This window comes from Eoetvoesiella sp., from assembly GCF_035555955.1.
GTDB lineage: Bacteria > Pseudomonadota > Gammaproteobacteria > Burkholderiales > Burkholderiaceae_B > Eoetvoesia.
Genome location: NZ_DATMGA010000053.1, coordinates 13,658 through 33,789 on the forward strand (window position 1 = coordinate 13,658; position 20,132 = coordinate 33,789).

Annotated in this window: 15 protein-coding genes; 11 read left to right on the forward strand and 4 right to left on the reverse strand. The window is 65.2% G+C overall.

Translation table 11 applies throughout. The features are described 5' to 3' along the window. Window positions 1-84: 84 nt before the first annotated feature. The 8 genes from VNT00_RS12805 to hutI all read left to right on the forward strand — a co-directional run bounded on the left by VNT00_RS12805 (window position 85) and on the right by hutI (window position 8,379). Window positions 85-924 carry a phytanoyl-CoA dioxygenase family protein gene (locus tag VNT00_RS12805; protein WP_325588046.1) on the forward strand — a complete coding sequence of 280 codons (840 nt, stop codon included), beginning with the start codon at window positions 85-87 and terminating at the stop codon, window positions 922-924. A gap of 107 nt (window positions 925-1,031) precedes the next feature. After that, complete coding sequence (locus tag VNT00_RS12810; RefSeq protein ID WP_325588047.1) at window positions 1,032-1,895, forward strand: branched-chain amino acid ABC transporter permease; 864 nt, start codon at window positions 1,032-1,034, stop codon at window positions 1,893-1,895. Window positions 1,896-1,902: 7 nt separating this feature from the next. Further along, complete coding sequence (locus VNT00_RS12815) at window positions 1,903-2,778, forward strand: branched-chain amino acid ABC transporter permease (RefSeq protein ID WP_325588048.1); 876 nt, start codon at window positions 1,903-1,905, stop codon at window positions 2,776-2,778. Continuing rightward, complete coding sequence (locus VNT00_RS12820; protein WP_325588049.1) at window positions 2,775-3,578, forward strand: ABC transporter ATP-binding protein; 804 nt, start codon at window positions 2,775-2,777, stop codon at window positions 3,576-3,578. The genes VNT00_RS12815 and VNT00_RS12820 overlap by 4 nt, the downstream gene beginning before the upstream one ends. Next, window positions 3,571-4,275 carry an ABC transporter ATP-binding protein gene (locus tag VNT00_RS12825; RefSeq protein WP_325588050.1) on the forward strand — a complete coding sequence of 235 codons (705 nt, stop codon included), beginning with the start codon at window positions 3,571-3,573 and terminating at the stop codon, window positions 4,273-4,275. Before VNT00_RS12820 ends, VNT00_RS12825 begins: the two co-directional genes overlap by 8 nt. A gap of 58 nt (window positions 4,276-4,333) precedes the next feature. Then, the gene (hutU, locus tag VNT00_RS12830) at window positions 4,334-6,052 is read left to right on the forward strand and encodes a urocanate hydratase (protein WP_325588051.1); all 1,719 of its coding nucleotides are present in this window, start codon (window positions 4,334-4,336) and stop codon (window positions 6,050-6,052) included. A 57-nt stretch (window positions 6,053-6,109) separates the two neighbouring features. Continuing rightward, entirely contained in the window at window positions 6,110-7,084 is a 975-nt protein-coding gene (gene hutG / locus VNT00_RS12835; RefSeq protein ID WP_325588052.1) for a formimidoylglutamase, read from the forward strand. A gap of 50 nt (window positions 7,085-7,134) precedes the next feature. Then, window positions 7,135-8,379, forward strand: coding sequence for an imidazolonepropionase (gene hutI / locus VNT00_RS12840; RefSeq protein WP_325588054.1), 1,245 nt, complete (start codon window positions 7,135-7,137; stop codon window positions 8,377-8,379). Window positions 8,380-8,482: 103 nt separating this feature from the next. Here hutI and fghA read toward each other — a convergent pair whose 3' ends face one another. Next, entirely contained in the window at window positions 8,483-9,346 is an 864-nt protein-coding gene (fghA, locus tag VNT00_RS12845) for an S-formylglutathione hydrolase (RefSeq protein ID WP_325588056.1), read from the reverse strand. Window positions 9,347-9,653: 307 nt separating this feature from the next. Here fghA and VNT00_RS12850 point away from each other — a divergent pair, with 307 nt between their 5' ends. From VNT00_RS12850 to VNT00_RS12860, 3 genes are all read left to right on the forward strand, one after another. Then, the gene (locus VNT00_RS12850; protein ID WP_325588058.1) at window positions 9,654-10,379 is read left to right on the forward strand and encodes a hypothetical protein; all 726 of its coding nucleotides are present in this window, start codon (window positions 9,654-9,656) and stop codon (window positions 10,377-10,379) included. A gap of 375 nt (window positions 10,380-10,754) precedes the next feature. Next, window positions 10,755-15,482 carry a glutamate synthase-related protein gene (locus VNT00_RS12855; protein WP_414650935.1) on the forward strand — a complete coding sequence of 1,576 codons (4,728 nt, stop codon included), beginning with the start codon at window positions 10,755-10,757 and terminating at the stop codon, window positions 15,480-15,482. A 9-nt stretch (window positions 15,483-15,491) separates the two neighbouring features. Beyond that, window positions 15,492-16,955 carry a glutamate synthase subunit beta gene (locus VNT00_RS12860; protein ID WP_325588060.1) on the forward strand — a complete coding sequence of 488 codons (1,464 nt, stop codon included), beginning with the start codon at window positions 15,492-15,494 and terminating at the stop codon, window positions 16,953-16,955. Window positions 16,956-17,058: 103 nt separating this feature from the next. On the opposite strand, the gene VNT00_RS12865 is transcribed toward VNT00_RS12860, so the two are convergent. The 3 genes from VNT00_RS12865 to VNT00_RS12875 form a co-directional block, all read right to left on the reverse strand. Continuing rightward, window positions 17,059-17,763, reverse strand: a complete 705-nt coding sequence (locus tag VNT00_RS12865; RefSeq protein WP_325588062.1) for an ATP-binding cassette domain-containing protein — start codon at window positions 17,761-17,763, stop codon at window positions 17,059-17,061. Further along, window positions 17,760-19,577: a branched-chain amino acid ABC transporter ATP-binding protein/permease gene (locus VNT00_RS12870; protein WP_325588064.1), complete on the reverse strand. Its 1,818-nt coding sequence runs from the start codon at window positions 19,575-19,577 to the stop codon at window positions 17,760-17,762. Before VNT00_RS12870 ends, VNT00_RS12865 begins: the two co-directional genes overlap by 4 nt. Beyond that, on the reverse strand, window positions 19,555-20,132 hold a 578-nt coding region (locus VNT00_RS12875; protein WP_325588066.1), incomplete at its 5' end, for a branched-chain amino acid ABC transporter permease. The genes VNT00_RS12875 and VNT00_RS12870, both read right to left, overlap by 23 nt.

Consider the following 20,132-nt stretch of genomic DNA (forward strand, 5'->3'; position numbering starts at 1 on the left):
CGACAAGCCCCCGGCTTCCCGCCGGAACGCCGGGGCGACGACAAACCTACAAGACGAGCCGCACAAATGGCAGGAGCATGAAAAATGTCCGCTGATCTGAACGAGCGCATCCGCAACAGCGTCACGCCGGAGCAAATTGAAGCATTCCGGCGCGATGGCGCGATCTGCCTGCGTCAATTATTGAGTCCCGAAGAAGTCGATCTTCTCCGGCAAGGCATCGACGCCAATATCGCGCACCCCAGCCCGCGCGGCAAGGTCGCCAGCCAGGCCGACGACCCGGGCAGCTTCTTCCAGGACTTCTGCAACTGGCAGGAAAACGAAGCCTATCGCCGCTTCATTTTCGAGTCGCCCGTCGGCACCGCCGCGGGCTTGCTGATGGGCAGCCGCGAAGCGCGGCTCTACCACGATCACCTACTGGTCAAAGAGCCCTACACGCGCCAGCGCACTCCCTGGCACCAGGACCAGCCCTACTACAACGTGGACGGCCGGCAGAACTGCAGCATGTGGATTTCCGTCGACCCCGTGGCCCGCGAGTCCACCCTGGAATTCGTCGCGGGCTCGCATCTGGGGGCCTGGCTGATGCCGCGTTCATTCAAGGAAAACCAGGCCAAATGGTTCCCGGAAGGCAGCTTGAAAGACCTGCCCGACATCGAGGCGGCACGCGACCAATACCCCATCGTCGGATGGGAGATCGAGCCCGGCGATGTGGTCTGCTTCCATATGCTGACGCTGCACGGCGCCGGAGGCGTCGCCGAGAATCGCCGCCGGCGCGTGTTCTCGGTGCGTTTCCTGGGCGACGACATGCGCCATACGCCGCGTCAATGGACGACATCCCCGGAATTTCCGGGGCTCAAGGAAAGACTGCCAGCGGGCGCCGCCATGGACGACCCCTTGTTCCCCGTTTTATGGACCCAGCCTTCCTGATAAAAGGACGGACGGCCAGGCGCGCCAGCCCTCGGGGGCGAAAACGCGCCATGGCGGGCGCATACCTACTGCATCCGCCTGATTAAAAAATCGCTTTAGGAGTTTTTATGCTCTTCATGGAGCTGATCTCTCAAGGCCTGGTGCAAGGCAGCATCTATGCCTTGGTTGCCTTGGGATTGACACTGGTCTATGGGCTGCTGCGCATTCTGCACGTTGCGCATGCATCCTTCTTCACGCTGGGCGGTTATATAGGCGTGCTGGTCACCAACGCCACGGGCAGCCTGCCGCTGGCGTTTCTGATCGCCATGCTGGCAGCGGGCCTGATGGGAATCGCCATGTACCGGCTGTGCTACGAGCCCATTCTCAAGCAGCCTCCCTTTGTGGCGCTGATCGCCTCCATCGGCCTGTACATTGCGTTCGAAGAAGTGTTCCGCATTGTGTTCGGAGCGTCGGGCCTTTCGTACCAGGCTCCTCCGCTGCAGGAACACGTTCAATTGTTCGGCTTTCTCAATTTCAGCCTGGCCGAATTGATGGTCATGGCAAGCACCGCCATCATCATCGGCATCCTGGGCTATCTGCAAAACAAGACGCGGGTGGGCATTGCCTGCCAGGCCACGGTCACCGATCCGCAAATGGCTGAGTCCTTCGGCATCCGGCTGCGCACCGTGCGCGATCTGAATTTCTTCATCGGCTCGGCGCTGGCCGCCTTTGCCGGAGTCTGGGTGGCCCTGCTCAACAACCTGGTCGAACCCACCATGGGCAGCGTGCCTTCGTACAAGGGCCTGGCCATCATCGTGCTGGGCGGCATGGGCTCGGTGCGCGGCACACTGCTGGCGGCGCTCGTGCTTGGCGTCATCGAGTCCTTCGGCACCATTTACCTGAGCCAGTTCCTGGATCGCAACGCCATCGCCTTCGCCTTCCTGATTCTTGTCCTGATGTTCCGCCCTCAAGGGCTGTTCGCCAAAAAGTAAATCGACCATGGCTTACGAAATATCACTGCTAACCGCCATGAGCATCAGCGTCCTGTTCGCGCTGTCGCTTAATTTGATAACCGGCCTGTGCGGGCAGATCAGCCTGGGGCACGCGGCGTTCCTGGGCATTGGCGCCTACACCTCGGCCTTGCTGTGCAAAGCCGGCCTGCCATTTTTCGCCACCTTGCCCCTGGCCATGCTGGTGGCCGGGCTGGTGGGCGTCGTCGTCGGGCTGACCAGCCTGCGCGTGCGCGACGACTTCCTGGCCATCACCACCATGGGCGTCGTGTTCCTGTTCGTGGGCATCGTGCGCCAGCAGGACTGGCTGGGAGGGGAGATGGGCATTTCCAACATCCCTGTTTCCGGCCTCTCGAAAACCGGCTTCATGCTGCTGGCGCTGGGCCTGGCCGCCGCCACGGCGATCTTTTGCGTCTATCTCAAGAAATCCTGGATGGGCCGGGTCTTCAACGGCATTGCCGAAGACGAAGACACCATGCGCGTGCTGAGCATCGATGTGCCGCGCTACAAGCTGGCGGCGTTCGCCATAGGCACGGCCCTGGCCGGCCTGGCCGGCGCGCTGTACGGCCAGCACTTCAAGTACATAGGGCCCGACAGCTTCGGCTTCATCGAATCCATTACCGTGCTGTCCATGGTCGTATTCGGGGGCATTGGTTCGGTGCCGGGCGTAATCGTCGGCGCGGCCCTGCTTTCCGCATTGCCCGCGTGGTTCCAGGTCATCGGCGACTACAAGCTGCTGGTCTACGGCGGCCTGCTGTTCCTGATGATGCGCTTCTCGCCCATGGGCCTGGCGGGCATTGTCCGCAGCCTGCTCAAGCGTAAGGCCCCGGAAGCCAGCCCCGCGGCACAAGGAGTGGAACCATGACGGCATCCTCCCCCCTGCTGCGCGTTGCCAACGTCACGGTGCGCTTCGGCGGCCTGAGCGCGGTGGCCGACGTCTCGTTCGACGTGCGCCCCGGCGAACTGCTGGGCCTGATCGGCCCCAACGGCGCGGGCAAGACCACGCTGATGCGTTCGATCACCGGCGTGGTGCGGCCCACCGAGGGCAGCGTCAGCCTTCAAGGCGAAGACATCACCGCGCTGCCCATCCACAAGCGCATCCAGAAAGGCCTGGCGCTTTCCCAGCAACTGGTCAAACCGTTCCGCCAGATTTCGGTGCTGGACAACGTGGCCCTGGCGGCGGGCGCCCAGCATACGCACTCGCCGTTGCGGGCCCTGACGCGCCTTGCCCGGCAAAACGAAAACGCCGCCGCCCGCGAACTGCTCGAGCGGGTGGGCATTGCCGGCTATGCCGACCAAATGCCGGGCATCCAGCCGCTAGGCGTCCTGAAGCGCATGGAAATGGCGCGGGCGCTGGCGCTGAACCCCAAGCTGCTGCTGCTGGACGAACCGCTGGCCGGCCTGAACTCCAAGGAAGCCAATGCGCTGGCAAGCACCATCGCCCAGATCAACCAGCAAGGCATGACCATCGTCCTCATCGAGCACAACCTGAGCGAAGTCATGCGCATCTGCCAAAGGCTGGTGGTGCTGGACAACGGCCGCAAGATAGCCAGCGGCGCGCCGCGCGAGGTCATGGAACAGCCGGAGGTGCGCGCCGCCTACCTGGGCGATGCCGCCACGGCCGCCGAAGCCGAGCCCGCCACCGAGGGAGAACACCATGCTTGAAATGAAAAACCTCTCTTGCGGGTACGGCGCCTTCCAGGCCCTGGGCAATCTATCGCTGACCCTGCGTCCCGGCACCATCACCGGCCTGCTCGGCGCCAATGGCGCCGGCAAGTCCTCGACGCTGATGTGCCTGGCCGGTCATGTGGCGCTGCAAGGCGGCCAGGTCCTGTTCGAGGGTGAGGACATCAGCAATGCGCCGCCACACGAGCGCGTGCGGCGCGGCCTCGCCATTTCGCCGGAAGGCCGGCGGCTGTTCAAGGACCTCAGCGTGTACGACAACCTGCAGGTCGGCGGTCTGGTGCGCCCCGCCGCCGAGTTCGCCCGCAACCGCGACCACGTCCTCTCGCTGTTTCCCCGCCTTGGCGAACGGCTGCATTCCCTGGCCGGCAATCTTTCCGGCGGCGAACAGCAGATGCTGGCCATCGGGCGGGCGCTGATGACCCAGCCCAAGCTCATCATGATCGACGAGCTTTCCCTGGGCCTGATGCCCAAGGTCATCGACCTTTGCTACAAGGCGCTGCTACAACTGCGCCGGGACGGCATGACCATCCTGCTGGTGGAGCAAAACACCGAACGCGCGCTGTCCGTCGCCGACGACGTGTGCGTGCTTGAATCCGGCCGCGCGGTCTGGCAGGGCAACGCCAAGACCGCGGCCACCGACCCCGCGCTGACAAGCGCCTACCTGGGACTGCACTGAGAGCCCGGCGGGCATCCAACAACAAACAGGCAGCCACTCATTTCCCTAGGAACACACCATGAATACCATTGCCGAAAAGACCTCTCTTGATACCGACCCCCGCTACGATCCAAGCCGCGATATCCGCGCGCCGCGCGGCAGCCAGCTAAGCTGCAAGAGCTGGACGACCGAAGCGGCCTATCGCATGATCCAGAACAACCTCGACCCCGAAGTGGCCGAGAACCCCAAGCACCTGGTGGTGTACGGCGGCATAGGCCGCGCGGCCCGCAACTGGGCCTGCTTCGACCAGATCCTGGCGGAACTGCGCAACCTGAACGACGACGAATCGCTGCTGATCCAGTCCGGCAAGCCGGTGGGCGTCTTCAAGACCCACCCCGACGCGCCGCGCGTGCTGATCGCCAACTCGAACCTGGTGCCCAAATGGGCCAACTGGGAACACTTCAACGAGCTGGATCGCCAGGGCCTCTTCATGTATGGCCAGATGACCGCCGGAAGCTGGATCTACATCGGCAGCCAGGGCATCATCCAGGGCACCTACGAAACCTTTGTCGAGGCCGGCCGCCAACACTTCGGCGGCGACTGGGCCGGACGCTGGATACTCACCGCCGGCCTGGGCGGCATGGGCGGCGCCCAGCCGCTGGCGGCCACGCTGGCCGGCGCGGTGTCGCTGAACATCGAATGCCAGCAAAGCAGCATCGATTTCCGCCTGCGCACCCGCTATGTCGACAAGCAAGCCAAGGATCTGGACGACGCGCTGGCACTGGTCAAGCACCACTGCGAACGCAAGGAAGCCGTGTCGATCGCCCTGCTGGGCAACGCCGCCGAGATCCTGCCCGAACTGGTCAGGCGCGCCAAGGCCGGCGGCATCAAGCCCGACCTGGTCACCGACCAGACTTCCGCGCACGATCTGGTCAACGGCTACCTGCCCCTGGGCTGGAGCGTCGCCCAATGGAAAGACGCGCAGCAAGACGCCGGCCAGCACGCCAGGCTGACCGCCGAAGCCACCAAATCGTGCGCCGTGCATGTGCAGGCCATGCTGGATTTCCACGGCATGGGCATTCCCACGGTGGACTACGGCAACAACATCCGCCAGGTTGCTTTCGATGCGGGCGTCAAGAACGCCTTCGACTTCCCCGGCTTCGTGCCCGCCTACATCCGGCCGCTGTTCTGCGAAGGCAAGGGCCCGTTCCGCTGGGCCGCGCTTTCCGGCGACCCCGAGGACATCTACAAGACCGACGCCAAGATCAAGGAACTGTTCCCCGAGAACAAGCCGGTGCTGCACTGGCTGGACATGGCCCGCGAACGCATCGCCTTCCAGGGCCTTCCCGCCCGCATCTGCTGGCTGGGCCTGGGCGAACGCCACATTGCGGGCCTGGCCTTCAATGAAATGGTCAGGAACGGCGAGTTGAAAGCTCCCATCGTCATCGGCCGCGATCACCTGGACACCGGCTCAGTGGCCAGCCCCAACCGCGAGACCGAAAGCATGCGGGACGGCACGGACGCCGTGGCCGACTGGCCTTTGCTGAACGCGCTGCTCAACACCGCCGGCGGCGCAAGCTGGGTTTCGCTGCACCACGGCGGCGGCGTCGGCATGGGCTACTCCCAGCACGCCGGCATGGTCATCGTGGCCGACGGCAGCGTAGCGGCCGAAAAGCGCCTTGCCCGGGTGCTGGTCAATGACTGCGCCTCGGGCGTGATGCGGCACGCCGATGCAGGCTACGAGGCCGCCATCGCCTGCGCCAAGCGCCACGGCCTGAAGCTGCCCATGATCAAGTAACCCTGGAGCGCGGGCGGCAAGGCCCGCGCCCGGCTTGCGAAGCAGGAGTCAAGACATATGTATTACGTTGCCGACATGAACCGCTGGCAAGGCCGCGTGGATGCGGCCGAAGGGCCGGCAGGCCGGCGCTGGCACCAGGTCGTCGAACCATTGCGGGCCGACAGCCCGCCCGGCATCGCCCTGGTCGGCTTTGCCTCGGATGCCGGCGTGGCGCGCAACCATGGCCGCGCCGGCGCCCGCAAGGGCCCGCAGGCAATCCGCGCCATGCTGGGCAACATGCCGGTGCGCCACGTCGCCCACATCTTCGATGCGGGCGACGTCGTGTGCGAACCGCAGGCGGACGGCGACGGACTGGAAACGGCCCAGCACGAACTTTCCACCACCCTGGCCGGCCTGCTGGAACGCCGCATGCTGCCCATTACGCTGGGCGGCGGCCATGAAATGGCCTTCGGCTCGTTCGGCGGACTGGCCGGCCACATCGCCGCGCGCCCCGCCGGCTCGCCGCCGCGCATCGGCATCGTCAATCTCGATGCGCACTTCGACCTGCGCATGGACACGCGAGCCAGTTCGGGCACGCCGTTCCGGCAAATCGCCGAAGACTGCCAGGCGCGCGGCTGGCCATTCCACTACTGCTGTATGGGCGTCAGCGCATTCGCCAACACCCAGGCGCTGTTCGAACGCGCCGACGAACTGGGCGTGCGCTGGCGCGCCGACGAAGACATGGACATCACCCAGCGCGCCGCCGCGCTGGCGCAGCTTGCTGGCTTTCTGGACGAGGTCGACGATGTCTACTTCACGATCTGCCTGGACGTGCTGCCTGGCTGGATCGCACCCGGCGTCAGCGCCCCCGCGGCTTGCGGAGTGCCGCTGGATGTCATCGAGCCCCTGGTCGATCTGGTTGCCGCCAGCGGCAAGCTGCGGCTTGCCGACATTGCCGAGCTGAACCCGGATCACGACATCGACAACCGGACCGCGCGCGTCGCGGCGAGGCTGGTGGCGCGCCTGGTCGAACGCCTTGCCGCGGGCGCCTGAAACAGCCTCGAACCAAACGCCCATCACCATGACTACGAAAGGACGTCCAAATGGCTGAAACCCGCCCCCGGCAATGGGATGCGCTGTGGCAAAACACGCATCTGGCAACCCTGGCGCAGCCCGGCGGCTACGGCGAAATCCATGACGGCGCCATTGCCGTTCGCGACGGGCGGATCGCCTGGATGGGCAAGCGGGCCGACCTGCCGGCCGGCTGCCACGCCGCCGTCGAGCACGATGCCGGCGGCGCCTGGCTGACGCCCGGACTTATCGACTGCCACACGCATATTCTGTATGCCGGCAATCGCAGCGACGAATTCGAAGCCCGGCTCAACGGCGTCGCCTACGAAGAGATTGCACGCCGGGGAGGCGGCATTCTCTCCACGGTGCGCGCCACCCGCGCGGCATCGGAAGACGACTTGCTGGCCGCCAGCCTGCCGCGCATACGGGCCCTGCTGGCCGAAGGCGTGACGACGCTGGAGATCAAGTCCGGCTATGGACTCGACCTGGAATCCGAAGCCAAGATGCTGCGCGCGGCGCGGCGCGTCGGCGATACCTTGCCGGTGCGCGTCAAAACCACTTTCCTCGGCGCTCACGCCCTGCCCGAGGAGTACAAAGGGCAGGCCGACGCCTACATCGATCTGGTGTGCCAGAAGCTGCTGCCGGCGCTTGCGGACACGGGCCTGGTGGACGCGGTGGATGCCTTCTGCGAGAACATCGGCTTTTCCAGGGCCCAGACCGAACGGGTATTCCAGGCCGCGGCGTCGCGCGGCCTGCCCGTAAAGCTGCATGCCGAACAGTTGTCGGACCAGGAAGGCGCCGCCTTGACGGCGCGGTACGGCGGCCTGTCGGCCGACCACCTGGAATACCTGTCGGAACAAGGCATCGCCGCCATGGCGGCGGCCGGCACGGTGGCCGTGCTTCTGCCCGGCGCCTTCTATTTCTTGCGCGAAACCAGGTTCCCGCCCGTGCAGGCGCTGCGCGAGGCCGGTGTGCCGATTGCCATCGCCACCGATTGCAACCCCGGCACCTCGCCGATGACGTCTTTATTGCTGGCCATGAACATGGCCTGCACGCTGTTCCGCATGACGCCGCAGGAAGCTCTGGCCGCTACCACCATCCATGCCGCCAAAGCCCTGGGCCTGCAGGAAACGCTGGGCAGCTTGGCCGTGGGCAAGGCCGCCGACTTTGCGCTGTGGGACATCGACCGGCCCGGCGACCTGGCCTACGCCATCGGCGGCAACCCCTGCCGGAGCGTTGTCAACGGCGGCGTGCCGCGCCAGCCGGCGCTGGCCTGACGGACCAGTCTTTCGGGAACACTTGTTCCCGAAAACCCCGGCGTTCACCTCCCCGCACGACCGACCCCAGGCTCCGGCACCGGCACCGGCAGTGATCCGCCGATTATTTTTTCAGGCGCTCGGCGTGAAACTGCATGTGATCGGCCATGAAGGTGGAGATGAAGTAATAGCTGTGGTCGTAGCCTTCCTGGCGGCGCAAGGTAAGGGGCTGGCCGGCCTTGGCGCAGGCGGCTTCGAACTCTTGCGGATACAGCTGTTCGGGCAGGAAGTTGTCGGCCATACCCTGGTCGACGAGAATGCCGTCGGGAAACGGGCACGAAGACTTGGCCATCAGCAGCGAAGCATCGTGGCCGGCCCAGTCCTGGGGGTCGCTGCCCAGATAGGCGCCGAAAGCCTTGTGGCCCCACGGGCACTTGGACGGCGCGGCAATGGGCGCAAAGGCCGACACCGAACGGTATTTGCCGGATTGGCGCTGCGCCAGCACCAGCGCACCGTGCCCTCCCATGGAATGACCGGAGATCCCCACCCGCGCCGCATCGCCCGGCAAGACCGAGGTGGCAATGCCGTACAGTTCATCCGCCACGTAGCTTTCCATGCGGTAGTGCTTGCTCCAGGGCTCTTGCGTGGCGTCCAGGTAGAACCCCGCGCCGGTGCCCAGGTCCCAGTTGTCGTCCTCGCCCGCCGCGCCGGCCCCTCGGGGGCTGGTGTCGGGCGCAACCAGCATCATGCCATGCTGGGCGGCCAGGCGCTGCGCGCCCGCCTTGATCATGAAGACTTCCTCGGTGCAGGTCAGGCCAGCCAGGAAAAAAAGCACGGGAACGCGCGCCGCGCCGCTTGCGATGGCCGCCTCGGGAATGAATACCGAAAACCGCATGGGCAGCCCGATAGCGCTTGAATCATGTTTGTAAAAACGCTGTACGCCGCCAAAACAGCGATATTCGTTAAGCAATTCCAACTCGTGCGCCATCGGGCCGCCTCCTTGATGCATTGAAAAACTCGTCAACAAGCTGTAGTCGCCACGCACCCCGGTCGTTGGGGCCCGCGCACGCTGCGCCTGGTTCGTGCACTCGAATCGAATTGACCGGGCACTACACGGTATTATGCAATAAGTTCGCACGGCCCGAACGACGCCGGAACCTGCCGCTCCCGGCTTTGCCTGTCTTCGCAAAGCATCGAGCCTTGCTGCGGCGGCGCCTTGCGTTCGACCAATCCAACTCCAACGCGATCTCCTTGATGGATATCGACAGGCTCCAACCAAATAAACCGAACACTCCATGGCCAGATTGCCGCGCCTTTACGCCCCCGACATTCCGCAGCTTGCGCTGGCAAGCTTTGCCCAGCCCCTGGCCCATCCCGCGGATCCGGCCCCCGCGGCGCAACTGGACAAACTGGCCGAATGGCTGCGCGAAGTCGTGCAGGAACAGCGCGCCAGCGTGCATGGGTGGGTGCTGCTCAACGACAGGCTGGCGCTGCTGGCAACGCCAGCGGCGCACGACTCCGTGGCGCGGCTCATACAGGCCTTGGGAAGGCGCTACGCCAGCCGCCTGCAGCACGGCAGGGTGTTCGCGGGCCGCTATCGCAGCGCCCTGCTGCAGCCCGGGCAATGGGTGCTGCCGGCGCTGCTGTGGCTGGATTACCTGCCCGTGCAGGCCGGCTACATCGACCAGCCGCAGGCCTGGCCCTGGTCTTCAGCCGCCCACCATACCGGTGTCGGCGCCGACCCGACCGCCTGGCTGACCGACCATCCCGACTACTGGGTGAACGGCAACACCCCGTTCGAGCGCCAGGCCAACTACCGCCGGCTGCTGGCCCAGGGCCTGCCGCCGGCGCAGCAGCAGCGTTTGGAAAGCGCCCTGTTCGGTCAATGGGCGCTGGGCGACCCTGCTTTCCTGGCTAATCTGTCGGCCAGCGCCAGCCGGCGCGTAGCACCGGCGCCGCGCGGACGGCCGAAGAAGAAAGAAGAAAAGAAAGAGATGGGAGCCCCCACGCTGCACCGCTGACGCGGCTGGCTGCCCCCCGGGGGGGCGCTTTTTGCCTTGGGACGGCTCGGCCCCCTGCCGTTCAGCAGGGGCTGGATCAGGCCGAGTGTGGCGCTTTTTCCATAATCCAGACCATTTTCGACATGGCGTTTGGCGCGCGAAAACAGGCCATCCTGTTTTGGATAGCGATGCTTCCGATGAAAATCAGATTCGGTTTTATTTAATATAATTAATGATTTAAACATGTCCCCATTTTAGCATTTAGAATATTTAAAGCAAATAAAATAGGGACGCACCCTATATTTTTATGTTGTGGTGCAAAAAAAAACGCAGTATCCTCGACCTCTATCCATATAGCGTCGCTTTTCTTTGCGCGGAATTCCTGCGGAGCCCCACATGTCTCAATCTCCTATGTCCCTCTCTTCCCTGGAGAGTCACGCCGCCCTATCCCCTGCCGGACAGCCAGCGGCCCAGGGCCTCTACAACCCGCAAAACGAACACGACGCCTGCGGCGTGGGCTTCGTCGCCCATATCAAGGGGGTCAAAACCCATTCCATCATCCAGCAAGGCTTGAAGATCCTGGAGAACCTGGATCACCGCGGCGCGGTCGGGGCCGACAAGCTCATGGGCGACGGCGCCGGCATTCTCATCCAGATTCCCGACGCGCTGTACCGCGAAGACATGGCCGCCCAGGGCGTGACCCTGCCGCCGCCCGACGAATACGGCGTTGCCATGGTCTTCCTGCCCAAGGAAACCGCGTCGCGGCTGGCCTGTCAGCAGGAACTCGAACGCGCCGTGCGCGACGAAGGCCAGGTCGTGCTGGGCTGGCGCGACGTGCCCGTGGACGCCGACATGCCCATGTCGCCCACCGTGCGCGCCGTAGAGCCCGTCATCCGCCAGCTTTTCATCGGCCGCGGGCCGGACATCATGGTGCCCGACGCCCTCGAGCGCAAGCTGTACGTCATCCGCAAGACCGCCAGCCACGCCATCCAGCGCATGAGCCTCGCCCATGGGCAGGAATACTTCGTGCCCTCCATCTCGGTGCGCACCGTGGTGTACAAGGGCCTGCTGCTGGCCGACCAGGTCGGGTGCTACTACCGCGACCTGGCCGACCCGCGCGCCGTCTCGGCCCTTTCGCTGGTGCACCAGCGCTTCTCGACCAACACCTTCCCGGCCTGGCCCCTGGCCCACCCCTACCGCATGATCGCCCACAACGGCGAAATCAACACGGTCAAGGGCAACTTCAACTGGCTGCGCGCCCGCGAAGGCATGATGCAATCGGCCGTGCTGGGTGAAGACCTGCCCAAGCTCTACCCCATTGTCTACGAAGGCCAGTCCGACACCGCCACCTTCGACAACTGCCTGGAGCTGCTGGTCATGTCGGGCTATTCGCTGGCCCACGCCATGATGATGATGATTCCCGAAGCCTGGGAACAGCACGCCAACATGGATGAAAACCGCCGCGCCTTCTACGAATACCACGCCGCCATGATGGAACCCTGGGACGGCCCGGCCGCCATGGCGTTCACCGACGGCCGCCAGATCGGCGCGCTGCTGGACCGCAACGGCCTGCGCCCGGCCCGCTACCTGATCACCGACGACGACCTGGTCGTGCTGGCCTCCGAAGCCGGCACCCTGCCCATTCCCGAGCACCGCATCGTCAAGAAATGGCGCCTGCAGCCGGGCAGGATGTTCCTCATCGACCTGCAGCAAGGCCGCATCATCGACGACGACGAAATCAAGTCGCAACTGGCCAATGCGCGCCCTTACCGCCAATGGATCGAACGCCTGCGCATCAAGCTCGAATCGCTGCCCGCGCCGACGGTGGAATCCATCGCGCCGTCCAGCGTCTCGCTGCTGGACCGCCAGCAGGCCTTCGGCTGGACCCAGGAAGACTTCAAGTTCATCCTCCAGCCCATGGCCCTCAACGGCGAAGAATCCACCGGCGCCATGGGCAACGACGCGCCGCTGACCGTGCTGTCGAACAAGGCCAAGCCCTTCTACAACTATTTCCGCCAGTTGTTCGCCCAGGTCACCAACCCGCCCATCGACCCCATCCGCGAACAGCTGGTCATGTCGCTGGTGTCTTTCATCGGACCCAAGCCCAACCTGCTGGACATCAACAACGTCAATCCTCCGCTGCGCCTTGAAATCAGCCAGCCCGTGCTGGACTTCGCCGCCATGGCGCAAATCCGCAACATCGAGCAGATCACGGCCGACAAGTTCCGCAGCTACGAACTGGACATCACCTACCCCACCGCCTGGGGTCCGGACGGCATCGAAGCCTGTATCGCCGCCCTGTGCTCCAACGCGGCCGATGCCGTGCTCAGCGGCTACAACATCCTCATCATCACCGACCGCAACGTCGATAGCGAGCGCTGCGCCATTCCCGCGCTGCTGGCCACTTCCGCCATCCACCTGCACCTCATCCAGGCGGGGCTGCGCACCAAGACCGGCCTCATCGTCGAAACGGGCTCCGCGCGCGAGGTCCATCACTTCGCCCTGCTGGGGGGCTACGGCGCCGAGGCCGTCCACCCCTATCTGGCGCTGGAGTCGCTGGCCATGCTGGAAGACCCGGCAAAAGCCACCAAGAACTACATCAAGGCCATCGGCAAGGGGCTGAACAAGGTCATGTCCAAGATGGGCATCTCCACCTACATGTCCTACACCGGCGCCCAGATCTTCGAGGCCGTGGGCCTGAACTCCGCGCTGGTCAACAAGTACTTCACCGGCACCGCCAGCAACATCCAGGGCATCGGCATCTTCGAGGTCGCCGAGGAGGCGCTGCGCCAGCACCGCGCGGCTTTCAGCAACGACCCCGTGCTAAGCAACATGCTGGACGCGGGCGGCGACTACGCCTTCCGCATCCGCGGCGAAGAACACATGTGGAATCCCGATTCCATCGCCAAGCTGCAGCATTCCACGCGCGCCAACAACTACGGCACCTACAAGGAATACGCCCAGCTCATCAACGACCAGACGCGCCGCCACATGACCCTGCGCGGCCTGTTCGAATTCAAGGCGGATCCGGCCCGCGCCATTCCCCTCTCCGAAGTCGAGCCCGCCAAGGAAATCGTCAAGCGCTTCGCCACCGGCGCCATGTCGCTGGGCTCCATTTCCACCGAAGCCCACTCGGTGCTGGCCGTGGCCATGAACCGCATCGGCGGTAAGTCCAATACCGGCGAAGGCGGCGAGGACGAACTGCGCTACCGCGAAGAAATGCGCGCCGGCAAAAGCACGATCAACGACGGCGACACGCTGGCCTCGTTCCTGGGCGAAGAGCGCATCTCGGCCAATGTGAGGCTGCGCGCCGGAGACTCGCTGCGCTCGCGCATCAAGCAGGTGGCCTCGGGCCGGTTCGGCGTTTCGGCCGAATACCTGAGCAGCGCCGACCAGATCCAGATCAAGATGGCGCAAGGCGCCAAGCCGGGCGAAGGCGGCCAGCTGCCGGGCCACAAGGTTTCCGAGTATATCGCCAAGCTGCGCTATTCGGTGCCGGGCGTCGGTCTCATCTCGCCCCCGCCGCACCACGACATCTACTCCATCGAAGATCTGGCGCAGCTTATCCACGATCTCAAGAACGTCAATCCGCGCGCCTCGATCTCGGTCAAGCTGGTGTCGGAAGTGGGCGTGGGCACCGTGGCGACGGGCGTGGCCAAGGCCAAGGCCGACCACGTGGTCATCGCCGGCCACGACGGCGGCACAGGCGCTTCGCCCATCTCGTCCATCAAGCATGCCGGCACGCCCTGGGAACTGGGGCTGGCCGAAACCCAGCAAACCCTGCTGCTCAACAACCTGCGCAGCCGCATCCGCGTCCAGGCCGACGGCCAGATGAAGACCGGGCGCGACGTCGCCATCGGCGCACTGCTGGGTGCGGACGAATTCGGCTTCGCCACGGCCCCGCTGGTGGTGGAAGGCTGCATCATGATGCGCAAATGCCACCTGAACACCTGCCCAGTGGGCGTTGCCACGCAAGACCCCGAACTGCGCAAGAAATTCGAGGGCAAGCCCGAATACGTCGTCAATTTCTTCTTCTTCGTCGCCGAGGAAGTGCGCGAAATCATGGCCCAGCTCGGCATCCGCAAGTTCGACGACATGATCGGGCGCGTCGACCTGCTCGACATGCGCCAGGGCATCGAACACTGGAAGGCCAAGGGTCTGGACTTCAGCCGCGTCTTCCACCAAGTGCAAACCCAGTCGCCGCTGCACCAGGTCGAAACGCAGGACCACGGCCTGGACAACGCGCTAGATCACCAGCTCATCGAGCGCAGCAAGGCCGCCATCGAACGCGGCGAGAAGGTTTCGTTCATCACCCCGGTGCGCAACCGCAACCGCACCATCGGCGCCATGCTGTCCGGCGTGGTGGCGGCCAGGTACGGGCACGAAGGCCTGCCCGACGACACCATCCACATCCAGGGCAACGGCGCGGCGGGGCAAAGCTTCGGCGCCTTCCTGGCCCACGGCATCACGCTGGACCTCGTGGGCGAAGGCAACGACTACGTCGGCAAGGGCCTTTCGGGCGGCCGCCTCATCGTACGCTCGCCCAACGATTTCCGCGGTTTCGGCCCCGACCACATCATCGCCGGCAACACGGTGCTGTACGGCGCCCTGGCGGGCGAAGCCTACCTGAACGGCGTGGTGGGAGAACGCTTCGCGGTGCGCAACTCGGGCGCTACCGCCGTCGTCGAGGGCACCGGCGACCATGGCTGCGAATACATGACGGGCGGAACCGTCGTCGTGCTGGGCGAAACCGGCCGCAACTTCGCCGCCGGCATGTCGGGCGGGGTCGCCTACGTATGGGATCCGCGCAAGGTGTTCCGCAGCCGCTGCAACCTCTCCATGGTCGAGGTCGAGCCCCTGCTCAGCCACGCCGAGCAGATCGAGGCCAACCAGCTCGAGACCTGGCACAGCCAGAAGCGCGGCGGCCCCCGCGAAACGGACGAAACCATACTGCGGCGTCTGGTCGAGGACCACTACCGCTACACCGGCAGCTTCCGCTCGCGCGACCTGCTGAGCGACTGGGCGCAGGCGCGCAGCGCTTTCGTCAAGGTCATGCCCATCGAATACCGCCGGGCGCTGGGCGAGCTGTGGCGCTCGACAAACTCTGAACAAATTGCGGCCTAAGGAAAAACAATGGGCAAGATTACCGGCTTTATCGAATTCGAACGTGTCAAGGAAGTGTACGAACCGCCCGTGCAGCGGCTCAAGCACTGGAAGGAGTTCGTCGCCACCCTCACCGACGACCAGGCCAAGACGCAGGGCGCGCGCTGCATGGACTGCGGCATCCCATTCTGCAACAACGGCTGCCCCGTCAACAACATCATTCCCGACTGGAACGACCTGGTCTACCGCCAGGACTGGCAAGGCGCGCTGAACGTACTGCACTCCACCAACAATTTCCCGGAGTTCACGGGCCGCATCTGCCCGGCTCCCTGCGAAGCCGCCTGTACGCTCAACATCAACAACGACGCCGTGGGCATCAAGTCCATCGAGCACGCCATCATCGACAAGGGCTGGAGCCAGGGCTGGGTCACCCCCCAGCATCCGGCCCGCAAGACCGGCAAGAAGGTCGCCGTGGTCGGTTCGGGCCCCGCCGGCATGGCTTGCGCGCAGCAACTGGCGCGCGCCGGCCACTCGGTCACGCTGTTCGAAAAAAGCGACCGCATCGGGGGCCTGCTGCGCTACGGCATCCCCGACTTCAAGCTTGAAAAATCCCACATCGACCGCCGCATCACCCAGATGGAGGCCGAAGGCGTCGAGTTCCGGCCGTCCACCTACGTAGGCGCGGCCGCCGATGCGCCCGAAGGCCTGACCGTACGCACCCCCGAATCGCTGCACGAAGAATTCGACGCCATCGCCCTGACCGGCGGCTCGGAAACACCGCGCGACCTGCCCATTCCGGGCCGTGAGCTGCAGGGCGTGCATTTCGCCATGGAGTTCCTTGCCCAGCAAAACAAGGTCAATGCGGGCGATCGCGTACCCGGCCAGATTTCCGCCAAGGGCAAGCACGTCATCGTCATCGGCGGCGGCGACACCGGCTCCGACTGCATCGGCACCAGCAACCGCCAGGGCGCCCTCTCGGTCACCCAGTTCGAGCTCATGCCCAAGCTTCCCGAAACCGAGGACAAGGCCATGACCTGGCCGTACTGGCCCGCCAAGCTGCGCACGTCCTCGTCCCAGGAAGAAGGCTGCGAACGCGACTGGGCCGTCTCGACCACGGCGCTGCAAGGCAAGAACGGCAAGGTCGAAAAACTGACCGCCGTGCGCATCGAATGGTTCAAGGACAAGGCCACCGGCCAGATGAAGATGCGTGAAGTCGAAGGCTCGAAATTCGACCTGCCCGCCGATCTGGTGCTGCTTGCCATGGGCTTCACCGCCCCGGTCAAGAACGTCCTGGACGCCTTCGGCATCGAACTGGACACGCGCGGCAATGCGCGCGCCAATACCGACGACTACGCCACCAGCGTCGACAAGGTGTTTGCCGCCGGCGACATGCGGCGCGGACAATCCCTTGTAGTCTGGGCCATACGCGAAGGACGCCAATGCGCCCGCGCCGTCGACGAATTCCTCATGGGGTCGACGACGCTGCCGCGCTAGAAGCACGGACAGTGAAAACAACTGGCCCGCCATACCGGCCGGCTGTTTGCATGCCCAGGCTGGCGTGCGGACAGCCGGCCGTTCTGCATGGCCGGTTCTTCACCTATATATGCAAGAAACCCGCCAAACGGTCGCGGTCGAACTCGCCCGCCTCGCCCTGCGCCACGCACTGGCCGTGGTCCAGCACCAGCAGCGTATCCATGATCCTCTGCAAGAAGCCCAGGTTCTGCTCCACGACGATGAACGCCGCCCCCTGCTCGGCCCGCCGGCGCACGAACTGTGCCATGAGGTCGATGTTTTCCTGCTGCACGCCTTCGGTGGGCTCGTCCAGGAGCGACAGCGGCTTGCCCTCGGCCAGCACGCGTACGAACGCCAGGAGCTTTTTCTCACCGCCGCTAAGCGTGCCGGCCCGCTGCCGCAGGCGCTCCCGCAGGCGCGGAAACGCGTCCAGATACGGGCCGTAGCGCGACATGTCGCGCGACTCCAGATGAAGCAGCAGGTTGTCGGAGACCGACAACTCGTCGAACACCACGCCCTCTTGCGGCGAATAGGCCAGGCCCAGGCGGCTGCGCCTGAACGGCGCAAGCTGCCCAAGCGCCTTGCCTTGCCAGGCGACCTCGCCGGAGAACGGCTGCAGGCCGCCGGTCAGCAGGCGCATCAATGTCGTCTTGCCCACCCCGTTGCGCCCCAGCACGCCCAGCACCTGCCCGGCCCGCACGCCGCCGTCGATGCCGCGCAGGACGACGGTGTCGCCATAGCCACCCTCCAGGCCGGAAAATTGCAGCAGCCAGGGTGTAGTTGCGTTCATTTCGAGCCTCCCGCATACACCGCCTGCACCTCGGCGTTCCGCCTGACCTGGGCGTAATCGCCCTGCGCCAGCAAACGCCCCTGGTGCAGGACGTAGACATGGTCGGCCAGGGCCTCGACCGCCGCCATATCGTGTTCGACGATCAGGGCGCAGGCATCCAGCCGGCCAACCGTTTCGGCGATGACGCTGCCCAGATGGCGGGTCTCGTCCACGGACAGCCCGGCGCAAGGTTCGTCCAGCAGGAAAAGCAGCGGCTCGGCCAGGGCCGTCATGGCGAACTCCAGCATCTGCCTCTGCCCTTGGGACAACGCCCCCGCCGGCTCGTCCATGGTTTGGGCGAAAAACGGAAACGATCGGTGCATGAACTCCAGCGTCGGGGTGTTCCAGCCCCGCACGCTATTGCCCAGCAGCGCCCGACCGCGCGCGCGATTGGCCCACAAGGCAATGCACAGGTTGTCGCGGACGCTCAGCTCGGGAAACACCGAGGGTATCTGGAACTTGCGCCCCACGCCCAGGCGCGCCATGGCCGGCGCGCCGAAGCCGCCGACGTCGCGGCCGTTGAAACGCACGCTGCCGCGCGCCAGCGGCAGACGGCCGGTCAGCATATTGAAGGTCGACGTCTTGCCCGCGCCGTTGGGGCCTATCAGGCAATGCAGCCCCCGGCGTCCGGCCTGCAGACTCAACCCGTTCAGTATGCGCACCGGGCCCTGCTTGACATGAACGTCGCTGATGCTCAGCGCAAAGCCGCCGCCATCGCGACGGAAGGAAGCCTGCGGCGCCGCCCCGAAGCCGCCAACGGCAGGCACGTAGGCGGCACGCTTTGCCGCGCCCCGGACAAACCCCTTGCACGAATACCGCCAAAGACGCATCAACGCGCCGCCCACGCCCTCGGGAAAGCGCAGCACCACCACGATGAACACAACCGCGACAATGGCTTCCCAATAGGCGAACTGCTCGCGCAGCTCCGTGGACAGCAGGCCGATCGCCACGGCCCCCAGCAATGCGCCATAGGGCCCCGCGCGGCCACCCACCGCCGTCCAGATGACGAGTTCGGCCGACAGGATCACGCTGCTGGACTGAGGCGTGACCAACCCTTGTTGGGAGGCGAACAGGACGCCCGCCAGGGCGCCGAGAAAGGCGCTGACCGCCCAGGCCACGGCCTTGAGGCGATAGGTGTCGAAACCGAAGAACTGCAGTCGATTCTCGTTTTGCGCCGTCGCCGCCCACAAGGTGCCCAACGGGGTGCGCATCAGCCAGGCGACGAGCGCGGTGCTGGCCAGGCAGACGGCAGCGACCAGATAATAATGATGGGTGTAGCGATCCAGCCCGAACAGCACCGGAATATTGCCCACGCCATTGAACCCCCCGGTGACGCTGCTCCATTGATTGGCCAACTGATAACCGAACATGACCAGCGCCAGGGTGATCAATGAAAAATACGGCCCGCTTTCGTAGCGCCGCATGAACACCAGCACGCCGATGACGTAGGCCAGCGCGGTCGGCGCCAGCACGGCGGCCAGCAACAGCAGAGCCTGGACGGCCGGCCCGGCCTGGCTTTTAAGCGCGAAAGCCGCCAGGTACGCCCCCAGGCCGAAGAACAGGGCCTGGCCCAGCGACAGAAAGCCGGCCCGCCCCCAGGTCAGGGCAATGCCCTGGGCAACAATGCCGTACATCAAGTAAAGGCTCAGCTCGTAGGCGAAGAAATCGCCGAACAGCAGCGGAACGGCCAACAGGCAGGCCGCCAGCGGCGCCAGCCCGCTGGCCAGGACGGCGGCGTTGCCGCGGCGTGCGTCAGCGACGGGAAATAAGGCCATCGGGTTTCAACCACAGGAAGATTATGGAAACACCCAGCACCGCCAGGTATCCGGAAGTCTGATCGAACAGCGTCGCGAACAGCAACTGGGTGCCGCTGACGATACCCGTGCCCGCCGCAAGCCCGGCCAGGCTGCCCAGGCCGCCCACCACCAGAACGAAAAAACTGTTCAGCAGATAGTCCAGCCCCATGCCCGGCGCCACCCTGACCATAGGCGCCAGCAGCGCCCCGGCCACGCCGGCGCTGATCACGCCGCACATGAAGGCGGCGCAGGCCAGGCGATTGGTGTCGATGCCCACGGCCTGAGCCAGGGTGGGATTGCCGATCATGGCGCGCAGGCGCGCGCCGGTCGAGCTGCGCCAGTACCACAGCACGAGCACGGCAAACAGCACCACGATGGCCGCGATGAGGAACAGGCGATACCCCGGGTACTCGACCCCGAACACCGAGATGCCGCCCGATACGGGCGGCTCGACGTTCTGATAGCCCCGGCCGTAGACCAGCTCGACCAGCTTGCGCAGCAAAATGCTGAGCCCCCAGGTGGCCAGCAGCGTGT